Genomic DNA, 25,048 nt, shown 5'->3' on the forward strand with positions numbered 1-25,048 from the left:
GTGGCCTCCCTCCTCTTCAGCCCAGCCGGAACTTGCGTTCCGCCAGCGTGTACAGCGGTCGCCAGAAACCGCGGTTGATGACGACGACGAAGGCGCTCATGACCGCGATTCCGAGCACGATCCGATGAAAGTCACCCGCCTCGGTTGCTTCGGTGACGTAGGCTCCCAGCCCGTGCGCCCGCAGCGTGACATCGCCCCAGCGTGCGACCTCGGCGACGATGCTGGCGTTCCACGACCCACCCGAGGCGGTGATGGCGCCGGTCATGTAGAACGGGAATACGGCGGGCAACGCCACCCGCCGCCACCACAGCCAGCCCCGGACACGCAGATTGGTGGCGATGTCACGCAACTCGCCGGGAATCGTCGAGGCACCGGCGATCACGTTGAACAGGATGTACCACTGGGTACCGAGGATCATCAGCGGGCTCAGCCAGATGTCCGGGTCGAGCCGCAGCGCGACGATGGCGGAGACCGCCAGTGGAAACAGCAGGTTGGCCGGAAAGGCCGCCATGAACTGCGCAATCGGCTGAGCGATGCGCGCAGCCCCCGGACGCAGGCCGAGCCAGACGCCGACCGGCACCCAGACGACGCTGGCAAGCGCGATCAGCACGAACACGCGCAGCATCGTCGCGAAGCCGAGTGCGAAGGCGCGCGACACCTCGGCCAGGGTCACGCCCGCCATCACGAAGGCAGCGGTCTTCCACAGCGCAAGCAGGCAGACCGCAGCGATCAGCCCCGACCACAGGCGTTCACTGCGCATCGACACGATCTTTCGCTCTTGCCGGTGGACTACCGCTGCATCGGCTGGTTGTGGCGGGGTCTTGCGGTAGCTGCGTCGCCAGACCGTGGCGAACCCGCGCGTGGCCAGCTTCACCAGCCTCGAGCGCTGCAACACCGTCAACACCCAGGAACGCGGGGGCAGAACCGCAGACTCCTGTTCGAAGCGGAAGCGGTCGGCCCAGGCCACCAGCGGCCTGAAGAAAAGCTGGTCGTAGACCAGGATCGTAACGAGCATCGCCAGAATGGCCCACGCGATGGCCGCCAGATCACGTTCGGCGATGGCCAGCGTGATATAGGACCCGATACCGGGCAGTGTCACCACGGTGTCGCCGACGCTGATCGCCTCCGAAGCAACGACGAAGAACCAGCCACCCGACATCGACATCATCATGTTCCAGACCAGTGACGGCGTGGCGAACGGCACCTCGAGCTTCCAGAAACGCATCCAGGGGCCGAGACCGAAGGCACGCGACACCTCGGCCAGCTCCTCGGGCACGGTGCGCAGCGACTGGTAGAAGCTGAACGCCATATTCCATGCCTGGCTGGTGAAGATCGCAAAGATCGCGGCCAGCTCGGCACCCAGCATCAGCCCCGGCGCAAGCGACATGAAGAACACGACGGTGACCGAAATGAAGCCGAGGATCGGCACCGACTGCAGGATATCGAGCAGCGGGATCAGCACCTGTTCGGCACGCCGGCTCTTCGCGGCCCAGGTCGCATAGGTGAACGTGAACAGCAGCGACAGCAGCATCGCCGCCATCATTCGCAACGAGGTACGCAGCGCATACTCCGGCAGCACCGAAGGCTGCAGGCTGATCGTCGTGCTGTCCGGCTCAGGCAGTGGCTGCATGAAGCTGCGGCTTGCCTCGGCGAGCACGACCAGCAGACCCAGCACCAGCAGGACGGCGACGAGGTCCCGCAGGTTCGGCTGCAAGTGGCGCGCCACCACGCGGGCTGCTCGCAACACCCCCTTCACTCTCACCTCCGCTTCCAGCCGCGGCCCCATCGATTCGAACGCGTGCCTATCTGCTCGTCGCGTGCTTCACGGCATGATGCCGGTTCCAGCCAAATCCGATCAGAAGTCCGAGAATCATCAGCACCTGCGCCAGCACGGTCTGCACGGTGGGGTAAAACCCGACGGCAGCAACGCGTGGCAGGAACGCAAGCGGCTCCATATCGATGATCCCGGCCTCCTGCAGGGCCGCAACTCCCTTGCCGGCCAGAACGACTGCCAGGATGGCCATCAGCCACGAACTGTAGGCAAAGAACTTGCTGATCGGCAGCCGCTGGCTGAACCGCAGCAGGACCCAGGTGATCAATGCCAGCGCAAGGCAGGCACCGAGCGCCCCCAGCAGCATCGCGGTGGCGTTGCCCTGCGTCCAGAGCGCTGCAAAGAACAGGATCGTCTCGAAGACTTCGCGATAGACGACGATGAACGCGAGCAGAAACAGCAGCCATGCGGAACGACCCGAAAGCACCTTCGACATCTTGCCGTGGATGTAGCGCTGCCACTGGTCGGCCTGAGCCTTGCCGTGCATCCAGACGCCGACCGAGAGCAGCACCAGCGCGGCGAAGACCGACCCGAAGCCTTCGGTCAGTTCACGCCCTGCCCCGCTGATCTCGATCGCCCATGTCGCCACGGCCCACGTCACCACGCCCGCCAGCAGCGCGCCCACCCATCCGGCGTGCACGTACGGCATCAGCTCGCGACGTTCGGCCCGGTGCAGGAACGCGATCATCGCGACGACGATCAGAAGCGCCTCCAGTCCCTCGCGCAACAGGATCGTCGCTGCACCGACAAAGGCCGCGAAGGCGTTGCTCGTGCCCGCTGCGAGCGTCGCCTCGACATCGTCGAAGAGCTCGCTCAGCACCTCTGCACGCTGCGCAACCCGTGCATCGCTCTCGCCACGCTGGATCGCGGCGCGGTACTCGCCCATCGCCGCTTCGACCCGGACCAGAAGCTGCGGCCGCTGCACCGTGAGCATCGGCTCGAGCGGTTCGAAGCCGTCCAGGTAGGCAGCGAGCGCGAGCTTGCCGGCTCGCTGGCGATTGCCGGAGCGATATGCGTCGAGACTGCCGGCGAGGTGCTCGCGTGCCAGTGCGAGCAGGCCGGACCCGTGCGCAAGCACGGCCTCGGGATGGTGGCGCAGATAGGCCGTCACGGCGTCGGCCGGTTGTGGCCCGAGCGTCTCGCCGAGTGCTGCCGCGGTCACGCCCGCAAGTGCCTCGAGGCCTGGGACCCGTTGCTGCAGCGCAGCATCGCCGTCCCAGATCCGCTTGCCTTCAGCCACCAACGCCGGCGGAAACGCGAGCCGGGCGACGAAGAACGCCAGCGCCCAGCGCTCATCCGTCGACAGCTTCGCGTAGCCTTGCATCGGGGTGTCGTCGAGACCCTGCGTGATGACCTGGTAGAGCGCAAAGATGCTGCGCTGGCGCGCGCGCTGCGGGTCGGTGAATGCAGTCGGCACTATCGGCAGGCTCGCCGCTGCCGCCCCGTCACCGTTGCCGCTTTCACCATGACACCTCGCGCAGTGCTCGGCGTACAGGCTGGCTCCACGCACGGGATCGGGCACCGCACCCGGCGCGAGCGGCACGGGATACGCATCCAGCAGCGCGGCCGCAAGTTCGCGCGCGATCCCGGCGACCTGCCGCACATCGGCTCTGGCAGCGATCGCCTGCCCGAGCCGTGCGGCTCCATCGCGCAGCGCCTGCTGTTGCGGACTGGCCGGAAGTCCCGCGATCAGCGACGCCGCCGTTGCGGCAAACTCGAGCTGCTCGGCGTACTCGGTCGGGTTGGAGACAATGCCGTTGGCAACGGCTCCGTCGTAGTCGACGGCGATGTAGTCGAGCAGCCGCCACGCCGTCTGGACGTCACTGCGATCGAGCTCTGCCGCAACGGCGAGACTCGCCAGCAGCAGCCCCGCCAGCACGAGCGCGACGATCCGGATGGTGTTCGAAATCAGGATCAAGGGCACCTCGGCAGACAGCACCAGTCATCGCGTTGCATTGTCGCATGAACGTAACCTCGGCCAGCGCGCACATGCACTACTGCCGTGAAGCACCTTCGCTGCCAGAACCGGGCCGGCACATCGAAGAACGACGTGAACACCAGCCCACGGAATTGCTATCTCTTGGACATATTGCGCACCTGGACTCATGCACACGACAAATTCGACCTAGACTCCTGGGGACTTGCCGTTTTCATGCCGGACACCCGGGAGAGGTTCCATGCGATTGACCGTATTGCTTTCGCTGCTGGCTGGCCTGTTTGCTGCGACGGCACCTGCGCACGCCGACATGCTCGACGAGGTCATCGGGTTCTACAACCCCGATCTGCGCCCCGCGCGACCGGTCATCGAATGCGTCCTCTCCGGTACACCGCTGCAGACCTGTGCGCTCGATGCCGGCAAGGCCGCACTCGTCGACGAATACGGAGGCACACTCGATGACGTGATCACGCTTGCCAAAGCCGTGCAGCAATCCGACTACAAGACAGTCATCGCCAAGGGCGGCGTGATCATTGCCTGCTCGTGGATGAGCTTTCCGGGCAAAGAGTTCCTTTGTTCCGACATCGGTGGTGCACTGGTGGCGGCGGGTGCGGAAGGCGTGGCGGCGACGGCATCCGTGGTACTGGATGTACATGACCAGGCGGCGAAGATCGTCGCCGATTTCGGTGAAGAGATCGTCTGTCTGATCACGGGCTGCAGCGGGAGCGGCAGCGGCAGCAGGGTGACGGTCGACGCCGAGAGAGCGTGGCAGGACTGCTTCGTGCCGCGCCTGCAGGAAGGCGTGATCGCCCGTGGCGGCGGTGATTCCTATGTCGCGCTGATCAGTGCGTCGGTACGCGACGGCCTGTTTCCAGCCAACAGCCTCATGGGAGCCTGCGTGAACCCCCTCCTCGAGGTCGTGGGTTCGCATCCCCCTGGAACGACCCTGCCATCCGCCTTCGGCACCAGCCAGACCGGCTCTTTCGGCAAGCCCACGAATGCCTCCGTCCCAACGCCGAAAGACGTGGCACAAATGACCGCAGTCGCGGATCAGATAACGGTGCTTTACCAGCCCATGCTGACGCGCTATCGCGAGCTGACCGAAACGGCGGCGGCAGCGGGCCTGGCACCGGTTGCGGTGGCATACCATGCACTGCAGAACCAGTGGCGAGCCCGCGCGGAGACGGATGCGGCAGACTGGTTCACCGCGACCGTGCCACTCAGCCTGGCGATTGCCGGCAAGCGCAAGGCCTGCAGGGACGCGCTGGACGCAGAGGAGGCGACTGTCATCGGGCGCTGGGCAGCCGCAGGCCAGCCGTTTGGTTCGCAGTCGCAGCTCGATGGGCGCACGGAACGCGACTGGCAGCTTGCAGACAATCCGCAGACCTGGTGCAAGTCGACCTATGTGGGTGATTTCCAGCGATCCATCGCGCAGCGTCGGACGCTCTATCAGGAGGCCGTGGCAGGGTGCACCGTGCCGGATGCCGCCAATCCGCGCCATCTCGTATGCGCGCAGTCCTCGACGGCCGGCGCGAAGTGTCTGCAGGCCTTTGCGGGCGGAACGGAATATCAATGCGAGATGAGCCGGGCGAAGCTCCAGATGACCGGGGAGCGCTCCATCACCCGGGACCCACCCGACGTGTCCACGCCAGCGACGACCATCTCGCGCCAGCCTCTACACACGCTGACGCCTCGACCCGGAATCCCGTCGGCGGATCGCTGACGCCGCTGCCGCCTTGTCCGTGCCTCGCGACTCGGCCTAGGCGGAACCCGTCCCTGCAGGCCGATGCGGCTGCACGCTGACCGGCACCGCGCTCATCCGGGGTATGCCGCTCTGCGGATCGTAGTCCCGATCCACCGGGATCAGTCTTCCGATATTGCTGCCGGCGCTGCGTGCCAGCTCCGCCTCGTCGGCCGTTCCGGGAAGGTCGCCGAACGCATGCGTCATCGAGACCAGCCCGCGTCGCAACCCGGCGTCGGCCTCGGCCACGCCGATGATCGCCCCGTAGCCCGAGCGGATCTCGAGCAGTGCGCCGGGAAGCACCCCGAGTCCGGCGAGGTCATCCGGGTGCATGAAGGCCGGGTTGTAGCGGAATTTGCGTACCAGCCGCTCGTGACTGCGACCGAAGGAGTTGTACACATCCGCGAGCCGTCGCGGCACGAGCCGGTACGCGAACTCCGGCACGGACTCGGCCGCCTCGCCCGCCACCTCCGCAAGCTGCGCGAGCATTTCGGGATCGGCGAGTTCGAGTCGCGCCGTACAGGCCGGATCCTTCGCCTGCACGGTAGCCGGTTCATCGTCGAAGACATGGCCGTGAGGATGCGCCTGCACGTCTTCGAGCGGCACGCGTGAACCGCGCGTGAGCATCTCCAGCAGGTGTGCAGTCGTCGGATGTGTGCGCATGTCGAGTGCCACCGGTGCCGTCGCACTGCCCGCAGCGATCCATGGAAATGCCGATTCCAGCGACAGCGCAAGACCCATGCGCTGCGCAAGCCCGTAGAAAAGCTCCCAGTCCTCGATCACATCCGCGCCAGCAGGCGGCTCCAGCAGTTGCGCGGCGTACTGCGCGTACGGCGACTCGTAGCCCATGCCATAGGCGTAGGCCGAGAGCGTCTCGATCGCCAGGGTATGCCCCGGCTGCTCGAGCGACAGGCGCGGCGCGATCACGTAGTGCGCGAGTTTCGCGGTTGCCGACATCTCGGGGTCGATGGTCACCAGCAGCTCGAGCTTCTCCATGGCGGCAATTGTCTTCTGCTGGTCCGGCCATGCGGCGACCGGGTTGCCGCCGACGCAGATCAGCGCACGCACCTGTCCGTCGCCCTCGAGCAGGATCTCGTCGGCCAGTGCTGCGGTCGGCAGCCCGGCTGCGGTGGCCGTGAGGCCGCGTACGCGCAACCGCTCACCGAAGCCCCAGCCCGGCGTCGGCGCGACTGCCTGCGCTCGCGGGTTGAATGCCGGCACCAGCACACCGGGATTCGGCACCTGCTCGCCAGCGCGCAGCCAGCGACCACAGACGGTGTTCAGGCAGAGCAGCAGGTATTCGCTGAGCGTGCCGCGCGGCGCCATATTCGGCCCGGTGCCCGCGACCGCGAAGCCGCGCGGCCCGCCGGCGAAGATCCGCGCGGCACGCACCAGCAGTTCGGGCGCAACGTCGGCACGCTGCTGCACCACGTCCGGCGTGAACGGCTCGACGGCTCGCGCAAGCAACGCGAGGCCGTGCGCATTGTCGTCGACGAACTGCCGATCCAGCAGGTTTTCATGCAGGATCACGCGCAGCATGCCGGCGATGACGGCCGGGTCTTCGCCGGGGCGACACTGCAGATGCACGCTGGCAAGCCGCGCCGTTTCCGTATTGCGTGGATCGATGACGATCAGCTTCATCCCGCGTCGCACGGCCTGGTGCAACTGGCCGGAACCGTTGTTCGGCGGGGCGCCGATCGAACGCGACACCGGCGGGTTCGCACCAACGATCATCCAGGTGTCGGCACCTTCGAAGGTGTGCGGCCCTGCCGCCCAACGCCCGTGCAAGGCCATCGCGATCCCCTTGCCCGGCTTGTCGATCGTGGCCGGCACGAATCGCATCGGGGAGCCGATCGCGTTCATCCAGGCCATCGCCATCGGCGTGGCAACCGGATACATGAAGGCATAGGTGCCGGCATAGACCGCGATCGACCGTGGCCCATGGCGTTGCAGCAGCTCTCCGAGCTTCGCGGCAATCTCGTCGAGCGCCTGCTCGTGCGCGACAGCAGCGTGAGCACCGTTCGCCGCGCGCTGCATCGTGTGCAGCAGCCGGCCCGGGTGGTCGTGCATCTCGCCCACCGTGCGTCCCTTTGGGCACAGGTAACCTCGATAGAGCGGATTGTCGCGGTCGCCGCTGACGCCGACGACACGGCCGTCTTCCACCTCGACCAGGATGCCGCAATGCGCAGCGCAGACACGACATATCGTTGGATGGACTTCCCGCATTCACGACCTCCAGACGCTCAGGACCATGGGATGCATATATCACAGCGACCCTGCCGTCGCACACCCAACGGCGGCCGCAATGCGCGATCAGGATTCGACAAACGCACGCCGCAACGCACGGAACTGGCCGATGATCAGGATCGTCCAGGCCGCGAGCCCGAGGCCGAACATCAGGTGCGGCAGACGCCCAAGGAAATCGAGGCCGAGCGCGTGGATCATGCGCTGCGTGCTGGCCGCGTACATGCCGAGCGGAAATACGGCACCCCAGTACATGGGGTCGTACGTGAACGGGAAGCGCCGTACGACGTGGCGCCAGACTGCGAGCACCACCAGCATCGGCACCCACCACGTACCGGTGGCCCAGTAGAACACCGTGAATCCCTTGATGAACGGCAGCATCGAATGCAGAAACGGGGCATGCGGCGTGTTGATGATCAGCAGCGAACCGGCCAGCGTCGAGATCGCCATCGCACCCATGTTGATCCAGTACGGCGGCGACAGATCGGCGGGGGAAAACGTGAAGAACGTGTAGCGGTAGAAGATCAGCGACATCATCCAGATGTACAGCATGCCGCCCCACAGCCACATCGACAGCGCGAAAAAGTTGAGTTCGAGGCGCAGGGGCTGCGCGATCTCGGCTGCGATCAGCGCCGCGAGCACCGCCATCGACTGGGTGGCGACCACCGCCAGCAGCCAGCCCCCGTTGATGCCGCGATCGAGGCTCGGCTTGTGCTCCTTGACCGTGAGCACGGTGAAGATCGTATAGGTAAAACCGATCCAGCCCAGCAGCCCGGCAGCACCGAGCACGATCGCCAGCCGCAGGCTGCCGCCGAGCAGCAGGCTCTGGCTGCCCAGGATCGAGCAGGCAGCGACGAAGGTGAAGAAGCCGGGCGCCTGGGCGTGATCGAACAGATCGGCGAGCACCCGGCGCGGATGCCACCAGGCCCGCAGCAGCGCAAGTGCGCCGATGATCACGAACAGCACCCAGTTCAGCGCGAACAGCGCACCGGGGAGGAAAGGAATATCGAGCAAGTGGGCAGCCAGCGAGATGATGCCGGTCGCCATCACCATGCTGAAGTAGCCCGGCGACATCGTCTCGATCGAGCCGCGGACATGATCCGGCCAACGCCCCATACGCAGTCTCCGGTGGAAGCCAACCGGGAATCCGGCATCCTGTGCGTCGCGACGCCTGCGGATTGCAGTCGTCGAGTCGCGTTCATTCTGCGAGAATGCCGCTCCCGCACGAGGCAAGTAAAGCACGCATGGAGTGGCTGACCGACCCGTCGATCTGGATGGGTCTGACGACCCTGGTGATTCTCGAGATCATCCTGGGTATCGACAACCTGGTATTCATCGCGATCCTGGCAGACAAGCTGCCTGCCGAAGAGCGCGACAAGGCACGTCTGATCGGCCTCGCGCTCGCGCTGCTGATGCGCCTCGGCATGCTGGCTGCGCTGTCATGGATCATGCGCCTGACGGCGCCACTGTTCACCGTGAACGGGTTGCCGTTCTCCGGGCGCGACCTGATCCTGCTCGCCGGCGGTCTGTTCCTGCTGTTCAAGGCCACAACCGAACTGCACGAACGCCTGGAAGGCCGCGGCCACGGCGGCAACGGACAACGGCTCAGCGCCGGCTTCGGCGTGGTCGTCACCCAGATCGTCATTCTCGATGCGGTGTTTTCGCTGGATTCGATCATCACTGCGGTCGGCATCGCCGATCACCTGGCGGTGATGATGGCAGCCGTCGTCATCGCGATGATCGTGATGATGCTGGCGAGCAAGCCGCTCACCCGCTTCGTCAACCGCCACGCCACCGTGGTGATCCTGTGCCTGGGCTTCCTGCTGATGATCGGTTTCAGCCTGGTGGCCGAAGGCTTCGGCTTCAGGATCCCCAAAGGCTACCTGTATGCGGCCATCGCGTTCTCGATCATGATCGAGGGCTTCAACCAGTGGTCGGCATTCAACCGCGAACGCCACCAGCGCCGGCTGCCGTTCCGCCAGCGCACCGCCGATGCGGTGATGCGCCTGCTCGGCACCCGTCCTGCCACCGAACCGGCTGCATCCGATGGCCCGATGCAGGTGGCGGCCGAGCCATCGCCGCAACCGGGACTGGCTGCAGCCGAACACGACATGATCCGCAGCGTGCTCACGCTGGCCGAACGTTCGGTGGCCAGCGTGATGACCGCACGGCCCGACATCCAGTGGATCGACAGCTCACGCGGCATGGAGCACATCCGCGAGCGCCTGACCCGATCGCCCCACACCCGCATGCTCGTGTGCGCCGGGGATCTCGACAACCTGCAGGGGGTGGTGCAGAGCCGCGATCTGCTGGTCGGTATTCTCGGTGGCCAGCCACTGGCATTGACCGAGTATCTGCGCGAGCCGGTGGTACTGCCCGAGTCGACCACGGCACTGCAGGCACTCGAGCACATTCGCGAACACCCCATGCCGCTCGCGGTGGTGGTGGACGAATACGGCAGCGTGGAGGGCCTGATCACGGCCAACGACCTGCTCGCCACGATTGCCGGTGATCTCGCCGACACCCGCGACGCCGAGCACGGCGCAGAGCGACACGCCGACGGCGGCTGGATCGTCGACGCCTCGCTGTCGCTGGAAGACCTGCAGCGTGCGACCGGCATCGTGCTCGCACGCGACCCTGCCTACGTCACGGTCTCCGGCCTGTTCCTGCACCGACTCGAACGCCTGCCCGCCGTCGGCGACCGCATCCGGGAAGGTGACTGGCAACTCGAGGTGCTGGAGCTCGAGCGCCGCCGTGTCAGCAAGGCCCTCCTGTCACCGCTGGAGCCGGCTGCCACACGTTGAGACACCACGCCAGCGTATCGCCGCCATTCCGCCACGTTTCAAGGCGATCACACGGGAGCTCATGACCGCGCCTGTCACGACGGTGTGCCCACCGGACCAGGCACGGAACCCCGCCCCGATCGCTGCACGGATCGCTGCATGGCCGCGACACGGCGCGCCGAGCGGCTCCGGGCTGCAGGCGGGCTTTACGGCAGACAGCGCGACGGGTAATCGCTGCTCACGCCTCGTCCCCGGCCGCGTTTGCCACCGACAGCACTTCGGCCAGCACCGAGATCGCGAGGGTGCGTGCATCGCGCGCCGATCGCAGCAGCCCGATCGGCCCGCGTATGCGCCGGATCGCCGCAGCGTCGATGCCGAGCGCCTCGAGCTCCAGGTTGCGGGCAGCGCGCGCCGCCTGACTGCCCTGGGCGCCGATATAGAACGCACGGCTGGCGAGCGCGCTGGAGAGGATCGGCGGCTCCCAGTCGTGATCGTGGAAGAAGAGGATGATCGCCGTGCGCGCGTCCACGTCCAGGTCGGCAGGAAAGTGCTTCGCCGTCAGGTGCCGCACCGGGCAGCCGATCGCCGCAGCGTGATCGAGTGTCTCGGTATCGGGAGAAAGCAGCAGGTTCGGATAACCCGCCGACTGCACCAGCGCAGCGAAGATGCCGGCTTCCGGCCCCTTGCCGAGAACGATGAAGCGTATCTCCGGGATGAAACGCACCCTGAAGGCTGCCCCATCCCAACCGGTCTCGCCTTCATCGTGCAGCGACAGCGCGCCGTCGTCACGCACGATGCGCAAGGTGCAGGCGATGCGCCGTGCTCGCCGCGCCGCAAGCTGACCGAGCACGCCCCGATCCGGACGTGGCAGCAGCAGGATATCGAGCCCGCCGCCACAGGGAAGCCTGATGTCCACGAACGGCGAACCGCGACCGTAGCGAACCGCGGCCGGCCGCCCGGTCGCGAGCGTCTGCAGCGCATGCAGCGCGATGTCGTTCTCGATGCATCCCGATGACAGCGTGCCCACGCGCTGCCCGTCGGCGAAGACGGCCATCGTCGCACCCATCGGACGATACGATGGCCCCTCGACACCGGTGATGACGGCAAGCACGGCCTCGTCGTCGCGCGCCATGACCGCATCGACGGGATCGACGTTGAGGCCGAAGATGGTCTGGGTGGTATTCATCGCAAAATGGCCCTCGATCATTGACTTTATCTGCCGGATCCTAACAGCGTCAATCGGACCCTTGTGCCGCCTCGCCCAAATGGACTGCCGCAAGACGATCCGTTTCCAGCCACGCTAGAATGCCTCCCTCACCCACGCGGGGATACGCCGGAGGATCACTCGAGATGATGCGCCCGTTTCACTGCCTGCTGCTCTTTGTCTTGCTGGTTCCCGGATTCTTCACGAGCGCTGCCGTCGCCGAGCGCGCGTCTGCGAAGCAGGACACGTACAGCGACGATGAAGTCGCCGTCGAAGCTTCGCGATTCTTCTCGAGCGGCGCCAGGGAACTTTCCGATGTGCTGGCCAAGGTGCTCAAGGAGCGCGGCAGGCCGATGGCATTCATCCGCGGCGAGGAGGCGGGTGGCGCGATCGGCATCGGCGTGCGCTACGGACGCGGCCAGCTCGTGTACAAGAACGGCACGAAGCGCACCGTCTACTGGCAAGGCCCTTCGATCGGCTTCGACCTGGGCGCCAACGCGGTCAAGGTCTTCACGCTGGTCTACGACCTCCCGAACAGCAGCGCACTGTTCCAGCGTTTTCCCGGCGTCGAAGGGAGCCTGTATTTCGTCGGCGGCTTCGGCGTGAACTACGTACAGGCCGAAGGCATCACGCTTGCGCCGGTTCGCTTTGGCGTCGGCTGGCGTCAGGGGATCGGCGTCGGTTACATGCATTTCAGCCCGAAAAAGCGCCTGAATCCGTTCTGATCGAACTTCAACGGTACATCAGGAGCCATCCCGCGCATCGTGTCCGCCGGCTCAGCGCCCGGCATCGAACCGCGGCGCGAGCAGATGATGGAGCGCGAAAGCGACGATGTAGGCGAACGCGCAGTACTGCAACAGCTCCGTATACGCCATCGCCTCGTTGCCGCGCTCTTTCCAGACATCCAGCATGCGTCCGCAAAAGATCGGGAACAGCATCCCGCCGATCGCACCGGCACAACTGCCCAGCCCGATCACCGAAGCAACCGCCTGCTGCGGGAACATATCGGAAACCGTGGTGAACAGGTTTGCTGACCAGGCCTGGTGCGCGGAGCCGGCCAGCGCAATCAACAGCACGGCGGGCCAGACGTCCACGCGAGTCGCAAACAGCACCGGCAGCACGCACAACGCGAACAGCAGCAGCCCCGACTTGCGTGCCCGGGTCACCGACCAGCCACGCGTCGTCAGGTAACCGGTGATCCAGCCACCGGCGATGCTCAACACCGTGACGATCGCGTAGATCGCCACCAGCTTGTCCCAGCTCTTGCGGATCGCGAGGCCGTGGGTCTTCAGGAAGAAATCGGGCAGCCAGATCAGGAAGAACCACCAGACCGGATCGGTGAGGAACTTCGCAACCAGGAATGCCCAGGTCCGGCGCATGCCGAGCAGCGCGAACCACGACTGCGCAGGCTGCGGGTGCGCACCGGCGGTATCGTCGGCGATGTACGCGCGCTCCGCGGCCCCCAGTCGGCGCGAGCGCGCAGGATCGTCGTACAGCGGCAACCAGGCGAACAGCCAGACGATCCCCGCAGCACCTGCCAGCACGAACGCTGCCTGCCAACCCCACGTCAGTGCGATCAGGGGCACCACGGCAGGCGCCAGGATCGCACCGACGTTCGAGCCGGCATTGAACAGGCTGGTGGCAAAGGCGCGCTCACGCACCGGGAACCATTGCGTCACCGCCTTGATCGCCGAGGGGAAATTGCCCCCCTCACCGAGCCCGAGCCCGACCCGCGCCGCCAGAAAGCCGCCGAAGCTGCCAGCAAAGGCGTGTGCGACCGCCATCACACTCCAGACCCCGATCGACAACGCATAGCCGATACGGGTGCCGTGGCGGTCGACGAACCAGCCGAAGAACAGCAGACTCAGCGCATAGGCTCCCTGGAAGGCCGAATTGACCAGGCCAAACTCGGTGGCACTCCAGCCGATCTCGGCATCGAGCATCTCCTTGACCAGCGACAGGATCTGGCGGTCGACATAGTTGATCGTGGTGGCGAAGAACAGCAGCGCGCAGATCAGCCAGCGGAAGCGGCCGATCTCTGGTGCAGGGGTACGCTGCGACACGCCGTTCACCGCTGCGACGCTGCGCGCGCGGTCCACAGTTCGCGCAGCGTGTGCGCCGCGAGCTTCGGCCGGCGGTCACGCGTGAACACGCCCTTGTGGTTGAGTCCACCGGCACGCATGATGCCCTGCGCGGTACGGAAGTCGGCAAACGCCCACGGGTGCGTGCCGATCACCCACGGGTAACGCGCCACCGTCTGCATGTAGACCTTCATCATGTCTGCCTGGTATTCCTCGCTCCACATCTCCGCCGGCTGCGCATGCACGCCCGGCAAGGTGTCCGCGCCAAACTCGGTCAGCACGATCGGCTTGTGGTGCCGCGCGTGCAGTCGCTCGAGCTCCTTTGCCAATGCCGTCGCAGCCACGTCTTCGAGCTGGCCGAGACCGTCGTAATACCAGCCGAAATAGACGTTCGTGAACACGAGATCGGCGAGATCGATCCATTCGTCGGGACCACGGCCGACGCTGACCAGACTGACGGGCCGGGTGGGGTCGGCCGCACGCGCCTGCTCGAACAGCGGACGAAAGAAATCCGTGCCCGCGTCCACTGCCTGCTTGCGTGCGGCCGAATCGCGGATGAACGCCAGTGTGACTCCCGGTTCATTCGCCAGCGACCAGACGATCACGCTCGGGTGATTCTTGTCGCGTGCCTGCAGCTCGGTGATCACGTTGGCGAGTTGCTCGCGACGCGCCGCAACGATCTCGGGCTTGTCCATGAAGCCAAGGCTGACCGCCGGCGTCTCGTCGATGACCAGCAGCCCGTATTCGTCCGCAAGCTGCATCGCCTCGTCGGAGTAGGGATAGTGCGAGGTGCGAAAGCTGTTGGCGCCGATCCACTTCAACAGCTCGAAATCGCGCACGATCACCGGAATGTCTAGGCCACGTCCGTGGATCGGGAAATCCTCGTGCTTGCCGAAACCGGTAAGAAACACCGGTTTGCCGTTCAGCAGCAGTTGATCGCCGCGCACTTCCACGGTCCGCACACCGATCTTCATCCGGTACTCGTCGATGACCTCGTCACCGAGCGTGACACCGAGCCGGTAAAGATGCGGATCGTCGGTGCTCCAGGCACGTACGTGTGGAATGCGCATCCGCACGCTGCCGCGTCCGTTCTGCAGCGTCGTCGCTGCGACGATGGGCTGCGCGGAATCGATACGCACCTGTGCCGGTCCGCTCCAGCCACCGCTGGCGAGAATATCGACGTCGACCACGCCCTCATCACGCTCGAAGCCGGTACGCACGGTCAGGTCGGTGATATGCGTGCGCGGCGTCGAGAACAGCAGCACCGGCCGATGCAGCCCGGAGTACGGGAAGAAGTCGTAGGTCACTCCAGGAAAGCCCCCGAAGCCGGCGAATCCGCCCGACGAGTCTGCCGGCGGCGCGCCCGCAGGAACGCGTTCCTGCAGCAACTTGTTCTCGACCATCACGACCAGCCGATTGGGTCCGTCGGCGCGCAGGGATGCAGTGATGTCGAACTCGAACGGCAGATGCCCGCCTACATGCTCTCCGAGCAGTACGCCGTTCAGCCACACTTTCGCTCTATAGCTTGCAGCGCCGAAACGTATCCCGACGCGACGCTCGTGCCACGCCGGATCGACGTCGAACTCGGTCTGATACCACGCAGTACCGAAATAATTGCGTGCGTCGTCGAACAGCTCGTTCCAGCTTGCCGGCACCGCCACCGGCCGCCCGCCATCGAAGCCCTTGCTCCAGCCCGCTGCCTCGCCCGCGTCTTCGCGGTCGAGACGGAACTCCCAGATCCCGGAAATATCGCGCGTCTGGCGCGTGCTGCTGGTGTGCGGGTACAGCGGTGCGGTTGCGACGGCAGATGTCGCGGCAAATGCTGCCGACCCGGGCAGCGATCCTGCCACGAGGCCGAGTGCACAGGCGACACCGCACAGAAAACGACGTGCGGCCGAGCGCTTGGCAACTGCGTGCGAACCGTGAACGAACGCTGCCGGTGCGCTGCACACGGCCATGTGCTCGGCACGAGGGTGGCTCCAGAACATGTGGCTACTCCTGTCTTGTTATGCAGTCAACGGAAAGTCTGACGCCGGCACGCAGCACCCTGTTCATGATCCGCGTTCCGCTTCGCTGCGCGCTGCAAGCAGCCTGCGCACCGCAGTGCCTACGCCCTGGCGGCGCAGCACGTCGAGGTGCCCGACCAGCGTTGCCCGAAACGCGCTGTGGCGCGGCAGTTCGTCGCCGAATATCTCGGACAGCGACAACAGCGCATCGACGATTGCAGTTGCTTCGCCTGCACCAGCGAGAGCGGTATCGAGGCGCGCCGCGAGCGGGTCATCCAGCGAAGCGGGTCGGGAACGCGCGGTGTCGACGAACTGCATCCACGCCGCGACTGCGAGTGCGATCGCCTCGATGCCTTCGCCACGCGCGAGACGCTGCTCGGCCGCCGGCAACAGGCGTTGCGGCAGTTTCTGCGATCCATCCATCGCGATCTGCAGCAGTCGGTGCTGCAAGGTCGAATTGGCAAACCGCTCGAGCAGCGCGCTGCAGTAAGCGGCGTGGTCGAAACCCGGGATCGGTGGCAGCGTCGGCTGCAGTTCGTCTCTCATCAGAGACACGACCAGCGCCCGCAGATCCGGATCAGCAATCGCCTCGTGCACGAAGGCATATCCGGCCAGCGTGCCAAGGTACGCGAGTGTGGAGTGACTGCCGTTCAACAGCCGCAGCTTTGCGAGTTCCCACGGTCGTACGTCGTCGACCAGCGTCGCCCCCGCGTGCTCGAGCGCCGGACGCCCGGCAGCGAAACGCTCCTCGATCACCCACTGCGTGAACGGTTCGGTGCGCACGAAACCTTCATCACGCAGACCGAGCACCTGCTCGCTCAGATCCAGGTCCGCAGCAGTGGTCGCCGGCACGATGCGATCGACCATCGACGACGGAAACGTCACCGTCTTTGCGATCCAGTCGGCGAGACCCTCGTCCTGCTGACGCGCCAACGCATCGAGCACTGCGGCCGTGACCGCACCGTTGTGGGCCAGGTTGTCGCAACTGAGCACGCTCAGCGCCCCTGCCCCGTTCGCGCGGCGCTGGCGCAGGCCCGCAAGCAACAGCCCCGGTGCCGAGCGCGGCGTGTCCGGGTGCGCGAGGTCGTGCACGATATCGGAATGAGCACAATCCAGCCTGCCGCCTGCGTCACGGCAATAGCCTTTTTCCGTGATGGTCAGCGTAACCAGCCGGGTGCGCGCAGCGGCGATCGCCGCGATCACGGCGGCAGGGTCTTGCGGTGCGACCAGCACGCGCTCGATGGAGCCAATGATGCGCCGGTACGCACGGTGACCATCGGCCTCGAGCAGCGAGTACAGACCATCCTGCGGCTCGAGCTGGGCACGCACGGTCGCTGCGCGGCAGGACACACCGACGATGCGCCAGTCTCCTCCGGCACGCTCGATCGCCTCGTCGACGTACACCGCCTGATGCGCACGATGGAAGTTGCCGATGCCGAGGTGCACGATGCCAGCCCCGTGTTGCTCGCGGCGATAGCCGAAGCGGCGAACGGATGCAGGCAGACGCGCCAGCATATCGGGGTGCAGGCGTGCGCTCACAGGCGGTACGCCTTGCGCACCAGCGTGCCGGCGAGTTCCACGGCCAGTTCTGCCGCCTCGGTCTCGTCGAACTGGTGCTCGGCAACCAGCTCTGCCAGATAGCCGCAGTCGATGCGACGCGCGACATCGTGACGGGCCGGAATCGAGCAGAACGCACGCGTGTCGTCGTTGAAGCCGACGGTATTGTAGAAGCCGGCAGTCTCGGTGCACTGGCGACGCATGCGACGCATGCCCTCGGGACTGTCGTGGAACCACCAGGCCGGACCAAGCCGCAGGCTCGGGTAATGTCCGGCCAGCGGTGCGAGTTCGCGTGCGTAGTTGCTTTCATCGAGCGTGAAGAGGATCAGCGTGAGATCCCGTTCGTTGCCGTAGCGGTCGAGCAGCGGCTTCAGCGCATGGACGTAATCGCAGGGCTGCGGAAGATCGGCGCCACGATCGCGTCCGAACCGCCCGAACAGCCACGGGTTGTGGTTACGGAACGACCCCGGATGCAGCTGCATCACCATGCCATCCTCGAGGCTCATGCCCGCCATGACGGTCAGCATATGGGCGCGGAACAGATCTGCCTCCTCGGGCGTGCAGTCCACTGCGGTGACGCGCCGGTACAGCGCTCGCGCCGCCGCCGGATCGAGGTCTGCGGTGCGCGCGCTCGGATGCCCGTGATCGGTTGAAGTCGCGCCCATGGCGCGGAAGGCCGCGCGCCGGCGCCGCAACGCCTCGAGGTAGCCGTCGTAACCGCCGGTATCGCAATCGGTGAGCCGACCGAGCTCGACGAGGTTCGTCCGAAAGTCTTCGTGCTCGGGGTCCAGAACCGGATCCGGTCGAAACGCGGTGATCACACGACCGCCCCAGCCCGAGGCGCGGATCGCCGCGTGTGCAGCGAGTTCGTCGAGCGGTGACTCGGTGGTTGCCAGCACCTCGATGCCGAAACGCTCGAACAGGGCGCGCGGCCGGAACCCGGCACGCGCCAGACACGCGTCGATGGTGTCGTAGTAAAGGTCTGCGGTCGTTGCGTCGAGACGGACCTCGAGGCCGAAGACCTCGGCGAAGACCCAGTCGAGCCACAAACGCGACGGTGTTCCCCTGAACAGATGGTAGTGCGCGCCGAAGGTGCGCCACGCCGTGCGCGCATCGCAGGCAACAGTGTCGCCGTCACGCACTGCCACACCAAGCTGTTCGAGCGCGACACCCTGGCTGTAGAGCATCCGCAGCAAATAGTGGTCGGGGGCCAGCAGCAGCGCCGTCGGGTTCGGGAACGGGGCGTCGGTTGCGAACCAGGCCGGATCACAATGACCGTGCGGGCTGATGATCGGCAATCCGGCGACGTGGGCATAAAGGCGCCGTGCGATCGCACGCGCCGTCGGGTCGGCCGGAAACAGGCGGTCCGGATGCAACGCCAGCGCTCGAGCCATCACTGCATCCCCGCCGAGAAGCGCCGGCGCCGTGCCTGCACCTGAGCCTGCGCATCGGCGAGCGCCTCCTGCTCGCTCGCGTCGAGCAGATAACTCAGCACGCGGCTCATATGCGCACGCATTGCCTCACGTGCAGCAACGGAATCGCGAGCACGCAACGCATTGACGATCGCAGCGTGTTCGGCCACGACCGGCAGGTTGCCCTGCAACCTGCTGCTGCGAAACAAGGCCACACACTGGGGGCTCGAGTCACGCAGCTTCCACAGCGATTCCACCACCGATTGCAACGCGTTGTTGCGGGTTGCGCGCGCGATCGCGAGATGCAGGCGCCGGTCCGCGTCCTCGCCATCGCCACGCCGGTTGCCTTCTTCGATGGCACGCACCAGAGCATCCATCTCCTCGAGCTCGGCATCGGTGACCAGAGCGGCAGCCAGCGCCGCAACCTCGCTCTCGATCAGCATGCGCGCCTCGGTCAGCTCGAATGGCCCCACATCCAGGCTGACGGCCACATCGCCGACCGTAGGCACCGCACGTACGTAAACACCGGAACCGACCATCACCTCGACCAGACCCTGCGCCTCGAGCGCGGTGAGCGCCTCACGCACCGTAGTACGACTCACCCTGTGCTGTGCTGCCAGTTCGCGCTCTGCCGGGAGACGCTCCCCGACCTCATAGATACCAGCGGCGATCTGCCCCGCCAGCTTGTCTGCCAGCTGACGGAACAGTCGGGTATTGCGTGCGGATACTGGTCGCATCGAAGCAATTTCGGTCATCCTGGGTTCCCGGGTTAAAGGTCCGTCCATTCCGGCACGTCCACTTCAAGTGATCATAAACATGAAGGGCCGTATACGGCAATTGAATCTTTCTTGATTGGACCACAAGTGATGGGATCAACATCGTACGGTCTCTCACGAGAGATCCAGACATCTCGGTACAGCTAACAAAAAGAAAGCCATTAGATCCATCAAGTTATTTTAACCACCTGAATTTAACTTATATTTTTCCTGCTACTGCAATCTGAAACGACCTGGCAAGGAAACCCCATCGGTTTCATGCTGAATTCACTGAGCAAGTCTACACGGCACAAAATGCCAAGAATTCACATTTATGGTCCGACCAATTTGGTCTTCATGAAATTCTCTGCTGTGCGCTATTGTCTTCTCGCAACATTTTGCCCCTGCCAAAACAACGACACAGCGAGGATCTCATGGCAAACGCAACCCGCCCCTCGGCCACCTTCCCGACCATCGACAATGCACTCCGCGCACCGACCTTCCGTCGCTCCCGGCTCCGCCATGCGCTCGGCCTCGTCGCCGCCGCAGCGCTGGCCGGCGAATCCGGCCTGGCATTCACCGCAGAGCTGGAAGAAGTCATCGTCACCGCGCAGAAGCGCGAAGAGAACACGATGGACGTTCCTGCCGCCGTATCGGTGCTGTCGGCGAGTGCGCTGGAACGGCTCGGCGTGGCGAATTTCAACGACGTGGCGCGCATCTCCCCGTCGATCACGATCGAACAAGGCGCCAACAGCAACAACAACACCATCCGCATGCGCGGAGTCGGCACCTACTCGTACAGCATCGGCATCGAGCCCAGCGTCTCGGTGGTGATCGACGACGTCGCGGTGGTGCGCCAGGCACAGGCCTTCGCCAACCTGAGCGACATCGAACGGATCGAGGTTCTGCGCGGCCCGCAAGGAACCCTGTTCGGCAAGAACGCCTCCGCAGGCGTGGTAAACATCGTCACGAAGGCTCCCGGCGATACGCTCGGGGGCTCGGTTGAGGTCTCGGCCACCGACCGCGATGAAAAAAAGGTCAACGCATCACTGACGGGACCGCTGGGCGAATCGGTCGGGTTCCGGCTCAACGCCTTCTATCTCGATCGCGGCGGCTACATCGACAATATCGCGGGCGGACCGGACCTCAACAGCGAAGAGTCGCGCGGCTTTCGCGGCAAGCTGGTGTGGAACGCCACCGATGCGCTCGACATCACGCTGATCGCCGATTACCTGAAGCAGGAGATCGACGGCCCTGCCGGCACGCACATCCGCATCAACCCGACCGCCACCCTGTTCGGCCTGCCGCAGTATCCGCTGTCGACCGTATTTGCGCGCATCCATCCCGGCGAAGGCAACACCAAGGTCATGCTCGATGACTCCCCGTTCAACGATTCCGAGACCCGCAGCGGCATCCTGAAGCTGAACTACCAGATCGGCGAACACACCCTGACATCGATCACCAGCCACCAGAAGTGGGAGTACGATTTCCAGGAAGATCTGGACGGGACGAACATCGACGTCATGACGGTGTTCACCGGTGGCAGGGTGCACGGCGGACTGATCCATGGTGGACCTTTCAAGTCGACGCAGTTCACCGAGGAACTGCGTCTGACGTCGCCGTCGTCCACCACGTTCGAGTACCTGCTGGGCCTGTTCTACGCGGATTCCAGGACCGACCGTACCTTCGTGCGCGGCCCGGTCATCTACCGCGCCGACTGGAACGCGTCGGCCGGATCGGAGAGTCTGGCCGCATTCGCACAAGCCACCTATCACCTGACCGACACCACCCGGCTCAGCGGCGGCATGCGCTTCAATCGCGAAAAGATCGACGTGCGCTTCCGCGACAAGCTCGCCGCTGGCGGCACAGGCGCCACCTATCGCGGCGACGAGACCCAGGACGCGGTGACCGGCAAGCTCGCACTGCAGCACGACCTGAGCGACGAAGTCATGGTCTTCGGCTCGGCGTCGACTGGATACAAGGGCCAGGGGTACGACATCACGAGCGGCTTCAACCAGGCATCGGCAGATCATCCGGTCGGCGAGGAAACCTCGACCTCCTGGGAACTCGGCGTGAAGGGCATGTTCTTCGAACGGCGCCTGCGCGTGGAAACGGTGGCGTTCCTTTCCGATTACGACGACTTCCAGGCTCAGAGCGCCGTGACCGAAGGTTTTCTCACCACGCTGAAACTGAACAACGTCGGCAAACTGCGCACAAAGGGCATCGAGACGGACCTGTCGCTGCAGGCGACGGATTCGTTGCGGATCGACGCCAACATCGCCTATGTCGATGCGGAGATCAGGAAGTTCCCTCACGCGACCTGCTACCCGGGCCAGACTGCGGCACTGGGATGCAACGTCAGGGTCGGCACCCTCACCGTGCAGGATCTTGCCGGCAAGAAGCTTGCAAACTCCCCGGACTGGAAGTTCAGTATCGGCGCCACCTACGAACACGAGGTACCGGGCATGCCGTTCGACATGTTCGCGCACGTCGACTACCAGTGGCAGGACGATGTCGTGTTCGACCTGTTCCAGGATCCACTCACCGAACAGGATGCCTACGGTGTCGCAAACCTGAACTTCGGCATCGTCGAACGCGACAACGAGCGCTACCGTGTCACTGCGTTCGTGAACAACCTGGGCGACGAGAACTACGCATCGATGCTGATCAACGGAGGCAACAGCACGGTCACCAAGCAGTGGACGTACAATGCGCAGCGCTACGCGGGTCTGCGCGTCAAGTTCACATTCTGAGCACATGACGGTGCGGGCAGCGCCGCGTGATCGCAACTACGGCAACGAGTTCGAGGGCTGTCGACATGAAAATCGTATCTGCACGGGTCATCGTCACCTGCCCCGGACGCAATTTCGTCACGCTGAAAATCGAGACCGATCAGGGCGTTTACGGCATCGGCGACGCGACGCTGAACGGGCGCGAACTCGCGGTCGCTTCCTATCTCGAGGACCACGTGGTTCCGTGCCTGATCGGCCGTGACCCGCGCCGTATCGAAGACATCTGGCAGTACCTCTATCGTGGCGCCTACTGGCGCCGCGGGCCAGTCACGATGCGTGCAATCGCAGCCGTCGACGTCGCGCTGTGGGACATCAAGGCCAAGATGGCGAACATGCCGCTCTATGATCTGCTCGGCGGCAAGAGCCGCGAGCGTGTGCTGGTCTACGGGCACGCGAACGGTGCCGACCTCGACGCGACCGTCGATGCCGTCGGCGAGTACATCGAACTCGGCTACAGGGCGATCCGTGCCCAGTCCGGCGTGCCCGGTATCGCCATGGCGTACGGAGTCGGTCGCGGCAAGCTGCATTACGAGCCAGCCGACGCCGCGCTGCCGACCGAGACCGTATGGGACACACGCAAGTACCTCAACTTCGTGCCGTCACTGTTCGAGAAGCTGCGCGAAGCCTACGGCTTCGAATACGAGCTGCTGCACGACGGGCACCATCGCCTGAGCCCGAACGAAGCCGCGCAACTCGGCAAGGCGCTCGAGCCCTGCAAGCTGTTCTGGCTGGAAGACGTGACTCCGGCCGAAAACCAGGAAGCCTTCCGCCACATCCGCCGCCACACGACCACACCGCTGGCGGTCGGCGAGGTCTTCAACACGATCTGGGACTGCAGGGAACTGATCCAGGAGCAGTTGATCGACTACATCCGTTGCACCGTGGTCGGTGCTGGCGGCATCACGCATTTGCGCCGCATCGCGGACCTCGCCGCGCTGTACCAGATCCGCACCGGCAGCCACGGTGCCACCGATCTGTCACCGGTGACGATGGGTGCGGCATTGCACTTCGATACCTGGGTGCCGAACTTCGGTATCCAGGAATACATGCGCCACACCGGGGAAACCGACGCGGTGTTTCCGCACGCGTACCGCTTCGAAGCCGGATACCTGTACGCCGGCGACGCGGTGGGTCATGGCGTCGACATCGACGAGAAGCTCGCCGCGCGCTTCCCGTACCAGCCAGCCTATCTCCCGGTTGCGCGCCTGGAGGATGGCACCATGTGGAACTGGTGAGATGACGGGTACCGCTCCTGCAGTGATCGCCGTCGGCGAGTGCATGCTGGAGCTTGCCCCTGCCGCCGACGGTTGGCGACTGGGGCACGCGGGCGATACGTTCAACACGGCGCTCCACCTCGCGCGCGAGGGCATTCCCGTCGGCTACCTGAGTGCGCTCGGGACCGATCCGTTCAGTGCCGGGATGCGCGCCGCATGGCGAGCCGAGGGCATCGACGATTCGCTGGTACTGAGCGATGCGGCCCGGCTGCCGGGGCTCTATGCAATCCGTACCGACGAGCACGGAGAGCGCACCTTCTATTACTGGCGCGACCGCTCGGCGGTTCGCAACCTGTTCCGGCTCGACGGCATCGAGGAAGCGCTCGCACGCGCCGCACAGGCGGAACTCCTCTACCTGTCGGGAATCACGCTATCGATCTTCGAGGCCGAAGATCGCACCCGTCTGCTCGCCCTGGCGGCCGCGGTGCGGCGCAACGGCGGCATGGTCGCGTTCGACCCCAACTACCGCCCTGCCGGCTGGCCCGACGCGGCGACGGCTCGCGATTCGATGCGTGAATTCTCGACCGAAATCGATATCGTGCTGGCAACGTTCGAGGACGAGCGCACGCTGTGGAGCGATGTGGACGCTGGCGCATCCGCAGCGCGCTGGCACACGTGGGGCGTGCGTGAAGTCGTCATCAAACTCGGGGCAACGGGCGCCATGGCGAGCGTCGGTGGCATCAGCGTGCATGAGAGCGCCGAGCGTGTTGCGCACGTCGTCGATACCACGGGCGCCGGCGATTCGTTCAACGCAGCCTACCTGGCCTTGCGCCGCGGCGGAGCCGATATCGCGACCGCAGCGCGCGCCGGCAACCGCCTCGCCGCACAGGTGATCCAGGTCAGCGGCGCGATCCTGCCGCGCCCGGCGCAAACACCCCTCCCAACCCGCACCACGCCGTGATCGCTGCCGCATCCGGCTCGAGCGAGGTGGCTTGCGGCGCATAGGCTGCAAAGGTATCGCGGTGCTTGCGCGCGACCGTGGTAAGAATCGGCTTTCCCGTCATCAGCGCCGCCTCGAATGCCGGGTAGAGGCCTTTCTGCTGCGCTTCGAGCTTGCCGAACTTGCTCAGCACCACGACGTCACTGTCGGCGATGCGGTCGATGATCGCTGCGCAGGCGCTGCTGACGCCGCTGCCGTCCAGATGGCACGACGTGCCCGCAGGCGGTTCGTCGAGATAGATCTGGAAACGCACACCGGTGGCAATGTCGCAGAGAATGCCTGCGCTGCAACTGCGATCGGCGAGCCCATGCGCCTCGGTCGTGAGCCCGGCCACCTTCAACCCCGCCCGCCGCCATTCCGCCGCGAGACTGGCGAGCAGCTTCTGGGCGATGTCGTTGTCTGCCGCCGTGACGACGGCGATCCGTCCTGCATTGGTGGCCATGGCCTGCACTCCATCCCGATTCGCGTCAGGATGATCCGGTTTTTCCGATG

At 65.3% G+C, this 25,048-nt stretch carries 17 protein-coding genes; 6 read left to right on the forward strand and 11 right to left on the reverse strand.

Annotated elements, in window-relative coordinates:
- Nucleotides 1-16: 16 nt before the first annotated feature.
- Both H7A12_05415 and H7A12_05420 read right to left on the reverse strand, forming a co-directional pair.
- Nucleotides 17-1,786 carry an ABC transporter permease subunit gene (locus H7A12_05415; GenBank protein ID MCP5320253.1) on the reverse strand — a complete coding sequence of 590 codons (1,770 nt, stop codon included), beginning with the start codon at nt 1,784-1,786 and terminating at the stop codon, nt 17-19.
- Nucleotides 1,787-1,802: 16 nt separating this feature from the next.
- Nucleotides 1,803-3,728, reverse strand: coding sequence for an FTR1 family protein (locus H7A12_05420; protein ID MCP5320254.1), 1,926 nt, complete (start codon nt 3,726-3,728; stop codon nt 1,803-1,805).
- A 280-nt stretch (nt 3,729-4,008) separates the two neighbouring features.
- Between H7A12_05420 and H7A12_05425 the strand changes: the two genes are divergently transcribed.
- Nucleotides 4,009-5,490: a hypothetical protein gene (locus tag H7A12_05425; protein MCP5320255.1), complete on the forward strand. Its 1,482-nt coding sequence runs from the start codon at nt 4,009-4,011 to the stop codon at nt 5,488-5,490.
- Nucleotides 5,491-5,526: 36 nt separating this feature from the next.
- On the opposite strand, the gene H7A12_05430 is transcribed toward H7A12_05425, so the two are convergent.
- Both H7A12_05430 and H7A12_05435 read right to left on the reverse strand, forming a co-directional pair.
- Nucleotides 5,527-7,734: a molybdopterin-dependent oxidoreductase gene (locus H7A12_05430; GenBank protein MCP5320256.1), complete on the reverse strand. Its 2,208-nt coding sequence runs from the start codon at nt 7,732-7,734 to the stop codon at nt 5,527-5,529.
- Between the two features lie 87 nt (nt 7,735-7,821).
- Complete coding sequence (locus H7A12_05435; protein MCP5320257.1) at nt 7,822-8,826, reverse strand: tellurite resistance/C4-dicarboxylate transporter family protein; 1,005 nt, start codon at nt 8,824-8,826, stop codon at nt 7,822-7,824.
- A gap of 170 nt (nt 8,827-8,996) precedes the next feature.
- Between H7A12_05435 and H7A12_05440 the strand changes: the two genes are divergently transcribed.
- Nucleotides 8,997-10,556, forward strand: coding sequence for a TerC family protein (locus tag H7A12_05440; protein MCP5320258.1), 1,560 nt, complete (start codon nt 8,997-8,999; stop codon nt 10,554-10,556).
- 217 nt (nt 10,557-10,773) lie between these two features.
- On the opposite strand, the gene H7A12_05445 is transcribed toward H7A12_05440, so the two are convergent.
- Nucleotides 10,774-11,742 carry an XdhC family protein gene (locus H7A12_05445; GenBank protein ID MCP5320259.1) on the reverse strand — a complete coding sequence of 323 codons (969 nt, stop codon included), beginning with the start codon at nt 11,740-11,742 and terminating at the stop codon, nt 10,774-10,776.
- A 143-nt stretch (nt 11,743-11,885) separates the two neighbouring features.
- On the opposite strand from H7A12_05445, the gene H7A12_05450 reads away from it, so the two are divergent.
- Nucleotides 11,886-12,464: a DUF1134 domain-containing protein gene (locus H7A12_05450; GenBank protein MCP5320260.1), complete on the forward strand. Its 579-nt coding sequence runs from the start codon at nt 11,886-11,888 to the stop codon at nt 12,462-12,464.
- Between the two features lie 51 nt (nt 12,465-12,515).
- Here H7A12_05450 and H7A12_05455 read toward each other — a convergent pair whose 3' ends face one another.
- The 5 genes from H7A12_05455 to H7A12_05475 form a co-directional block, all read right to left on the reverse strand.
- Nucleotides 12,516-13,811 carry an MFS transporter gene (locus H7A12_05455; GenBank protein ID MCP5320261.1) on the reverse strand — a complete coding sequence of 432 codons (1,296 nt, stop codon included), beginning with the start codon at nt 13,809-13,811 and terminating at the stop codon, nt 12,516-12,518.
- Nucleotides 13,808-15,778, reverse strand: a complete 1,971-nt coding sequence (uidA, locus tag H7A12_05460) for a beta-glucuronidase (protein ID MCP5320262.1) — start codon at nt 15,776-15,778, stop codon at nt 13,808-13,810. Before uidA ends, H7A12_05455 begins: the two co-directional genes overlap by 4 nt.
- 93 nt (nt 15,779-15,871) lie before the next feature.
- Nucleotides 15,872-17,365, reverse strand: coding sequence for a mannitol dehydrogenase family protein (locus tag H7A12_05465; GenBank protein MCP5320263.1), 1,494 nt, complete (start codon nt 17,363-17,365; stop codon nt 15,872-15,874).
- Nucleotides 17,362-18,777 (reverse strand): glucuronate isomerase, encoded by a 1,416-nt coding sequence (uxaC, locus tag H7A12_05470; protein MCP5320264.1) that lies wholly within the window; start codon nt 18,775-18,777, stop codon nt 17,362-17,364. Before uxaC ends, H7A12_05465 begins: the two co-directional genes overlap by 4 nt.
- The gene (locus H7A12_05475; protein ID MCP5320265.1) at nt 18,777-19,532 is read right to left on the reverse strand and encodes a FadR family transcriptional regulator; all 756 of its coding nucleotides are present in this window, start codon (nt 19,530-19,532) and stop codon (nt 18,777-18,779) included. Before H7A12_05475 ends, uxaC begins: the two co-directional genes overlap by 1 nt.
- A gap of 452 nt (nt 19,533-19,984) precedes the next feature.
- Between H7A12_05475 and H7A12_05480 the strand changes: the two genes are divergently transcribed.
- The 3 genes from H7A12_05480 to H7A12_05490 all read left to right on the forward strand — a co-directional run bounded on the left by H7A12_05480 (nt 19,985) and on the right by H7A12_05490 (nt 24,517).
- Nucleotides 19,985-22,303 carry a TonB-dependent receptor gene (locus H7A12_05480; protein ID MCP5320266.1) on the forward strand — a complete coding sequence of 773 codons (2,319 nt, stop codon included), beginning with the start codon at nt 19,985-19,987 and terminating at the stop codon, nt 22,301-22,303.
- A 65-nt stretch (nt 22,304-22,368) separates the two neighbouring features.
- Entirely contained in the window at nt 22,369-23,577 is a 1,209-nt protein-coding gene (locus H7A12_05485) for a D-galactonate dehydratase family protein (protein ID MCP5320267.1), read from the forward strand.
- Between the two features lies 1 nt (nt 23,578).
- Nucleotides 23,579-24,517 carry a sugar kinase gene (locus H7A12_05490; protein ID MCP5320268.1) on the forward strand — a complete coding sequence of 313 codons (939 nt, stop codon included), beginning with the start codon at nt 23,579-23,581 and terminating at the stop codon, nt 24,515-24,517.
- Here the strand turns inward: H7A12_05490 and H7A12_05495 are convergent.
- Nucleotides 24,456-24,998: a DUF2478 domain-containing protein gene (locus H7A12_05495; protein ID MCP5320269.1), complete on the reverse strand. Its 543-nt coding sequence runs from the start codon at nt 24,996-24,998 to the stop codon at nt 24,456-24,458. The genes H7A12_05490 and H7A12_05495 overlap by 62 nt on opposite strands.
- Nucleotides 24,999-25,048 lie beyond the last annotated feature (50 nt).

This window comes from Pseudomonadales bacterium, from assembly GCA_024234165.1.
Taxonomy (GTDB): domain Bacteria; phylum Pseudomonadota; class Gammaproteobacteria; order Pseudomonadales; family UBA5518; genus UBA5518.